The 2,722-nt window shown below is 47.3% G+C and carries 2 protein-coding genes and 1 pseudogene; all 3 read right to left on the bottom strand.

Annotated elements, in window-relative coordinates; all coding sequences use genetic code 11:
* Positions 1-171: 171 nt before the first annotated feature.
* The 3 genes and pseudogenes from tnpC to tnpA all read right to left on the bottom strand — a co-directional run bounded on the left by tnpC (position 172) and on the right by tnpA (position 2,645).
* Positions 172-1,835, bottom strand: a pseudogene (gene tnpC / locus JCM10512_RS20900) (IS66 family transposase).
* Between the two features lie 84 nt (positions 1,836-1,919).
* Positions 1,920-2,282, bottom strand: coding sequence for an IS66 family insertion sequence element accessory protein TnpB (tnpB, locus tag JCM10512_RS20905; RefSeq protein ID WP_044165872.1), 363 nt, complete (start codon positions 2,280-2,282; stop codon positions 1,920-1,922).
* A 63-nt stretch (positions 2,283-2,345) separates the two neighbouring features.
* Entirely contained in the window at positions 2,346-2,645 is a 300-nt protein-coding gene (gene tnpA / locus JCM10512_RS25205; RefSeq protein WP_052517335.1) for an IS66 family insertion sequence element accessory protein TnpA, read from the bottom strand.
* Positions 2,646-2,722: the final 77 nt, after the last annotated feature.

Below are 2,722 nucleotides of genomic sequence, written 5' to 3' on the forward strand. Positions count from 1 at the left end.
GTAAGCCATCAGCAAACCCCGTATCTCAAACTCCCTCTGAAAAAGTCAGTGAAGTCTCAGAGAATTTAGGAATCTTCTCCTAAAAAGCTGTAGACAGCTATGACTTTCTTGGAGAGGTTCTATAAAATCAGAGGATGTTTTAGAGATTTCTCCAACACTCTTGCAGAAGTATCAGATAATTTGATTCTTTTTCAGAGAGAGTGGTAGAAGTTCTGCAAGATCTTTCTTGTAGTCTGCGTCATATTCGTGAACGTTGTTCAGGAAATAATTCATCCAAGCCTTGAAGTCAACATCAGCCGCTTTGCAGCATCCCATCAGTGAATAGATGACGGCAGCGTCTTCTGCCGCTTCATGATTGCCGCAGAATAAATAATTACGTCTTCCTACGGCTACGGGACGGACGCTGTTCTCGATCAGATTCGTATCCATGCGGTATTTCCCATCCAGCACATAACGCGCCAGCCCATCCGTATAAGTGATGGTATATGCCAATGCTTTTCCGATGGGACTTTTGGGAAGCACCTTGGGATATTCGGCGACACACCATTTCTCAAAAGCCTTATCAGGGGGTATGCCAGCCGGACGCGGAGTTGTCTGCGCTGCTCATCGTCCATATTTTGGTCGTCGGCCATGTGCTCCACGTCATAGAGCAGGCCAATCTGGGCAAGTGCGTATTCAGCCCTCGCCTTATCGTTGTTCAAAGCCCTGTCGTAGTAGCGTCTGGCGTGGCACCAGCAGTTCAGAGTCGTTATTCCATCAAATTTTTCCAAGATACTGTATCCGGTATAACCGTCTGTTTGAATGGCCCCCTTGTAATCCTTGAAGAGTTGGATGACCACCTTCTGTCCTCGGGAGCCTTCGTTGTAGTGGAAGAAGACCTGATTGCTTCCGATGTCCTTAACCAGCCACAGATACCCTTTGACGGTCTTTTGCTTTTCGTTGTCCACGATGGGGATGGTTGTCTCGTCGGACTGGATGTAATCCTTTGATAGGATCAACTCCTTCAGTCTGTAATAGGTGGGCCTCATGAGGTCGGCCACGCTATGGAACCAGAGTTCGATGGTGGAGGCCGGCAGGGTGACTCCGATACGTTTGTAAATCAGTATTTGCCGGTGGAAAGGAAGGTGATCCACATATTTCCCGACCATCAGGTCTGTTAGCAGGGAGGTGCTAGCATAGCTTTTGGCAAGCGGTTCATTCGGTACCGGCGCTGTGATAATTTCCTTGGTTTCCTTACGCATGCCCTTGTGGCGAACCGTGACACGGACATAGAATTCAGCGGGTTTTAGTTCAAGATGTTCCGATGTCTCGGTGTCTTCAAAGAGTATCCATTCATCTTCATATCCCTTGTAGCCTTCGGGATAGATATGCTCTTCGATGCGGGGAAGATATTCTGGCAGTTTCTGCCTTACTGGAACCTTCTTCACATGCTCTTTTACGTGGACTTTCTTATAATCCTTGATTTCATCAAGCGCTTCCTTGACGAGTTCCTGTTCGTCTTCCGACATCTCCAATTTGCCGAAGTCCAGTTGTAATTGGGAAGGATCCTCGGGCAGGCGTCTCTTTTCCGACATGGAACCCCAGACTTTACGCTCCAGGTATCTCAGTTTCTGTTCAAGTTCGCTGACCTTGTTCTCCAACTTTTCTACGGTCTGCTTCTTCTTGGACAATTCCTTGTCCTGGTCAGCTATCTGCTGTTCAAGTTTCTGTCTCAGAACGCTCATGTCAGAAAGCTCGGCAACCTGCTGCTCCGCCATGTTTGCACGACGGTATTCGTCATCCCTGTCGAGCAGCAGGCGTGCAATCAATTCTTGTTCTTGGGTTTGTTCTGACATGATTTTCTATTCTTTCCTTACGATGTAAAGATACAGAAAATCGCTGACACAGGCAACTGTAAAGCACTTTTTGTGCTAAAAAAGCTACTTTTTCCTAGGCGACCACCGGGTCTGTCTGGTACACTGCGAAAGTGATAGTCCCTGCACCATCAGAACCAGCTCGGACCAGGCTACGGTAAGCGAACCGGACATGTCCTCCTTGTCCATTTCCGGAAGCTGTATGGTTCCTCTTTCAAGTTTCAGATTATAGATGACCAGCCCTCCGAACTCGGCATGGAGTATCTTCAGATTGGTCAGGTTTTTATTCAGAAACACGTATGCGTCTCCATTTTGGACATTCATACTCATTTCATTGGAGACTATCCCGCTGAGGGAATAAAAACTTTTCCTCATGTCCGTAGGATAAGGATAAAGAAAGAAGCGATTGCTATCATTCAGGCAGAACATGGCAGTAGGATTATAGGGTGATTAATGCCTTGAGCATTTCCAGGCTCATGTCGGATTTGATTCTCAGGATGACGCCATTGCCGTAAACAATTTCGCAGACATCCTGGGCGGAAGCGGAGGCGGGTCCCATACTCTTGCCTGGTTGCGGACTGCATATCTGTATCTTTCCATTCCTACCTGGTTCATCTGAATGGGAATGAAGCTGCCGGATGCCGTCTCTATGGGTGCTTCGATTTTCTTCTTCCAATAATAGAACCGGGATTCGTTAATCCCCATATTCCTACAAAACGAACGGACCGTGAGGCGGCTGGACTTCCACTCGTTGTAAAGCTCCCTGAACTGTTCAATGGTTTGATATTTCATTTCTGCGCATTTTAGAATTTGCGCGAAGATAGCCTTTGGGAACTATTGGGCGAATACGGGGTTTGCTGATGGCTTAC

The sequence above is a fragment of the Bacteroides reticulotermitis JCM 10512 genome (assembly GCF_000517545.1).
GTDB classification, from domain to species: domain Bacteria; phylum Bacteroidota; class Bacteroidia; order Bacteroidales; family Bacteroidaceae; genus Bacteroides; species Bacteroides reticulotermitis.

Coding starts and splice junctions, on each gene's coding strand:
- tnpB (WP_044165872.1), bottom strand. CDS start 2,282: ATGTTCTGCCTGAATGATAGCAATCGCTTCTTTCTTTATCCTTATCCT.
- tnpA (WP_052517335.1), bottom strand. CDS start 2,645: ATGAAATATCAAACCATTGAACAGTTCAGGGAGCTTTACAACGAGTGG.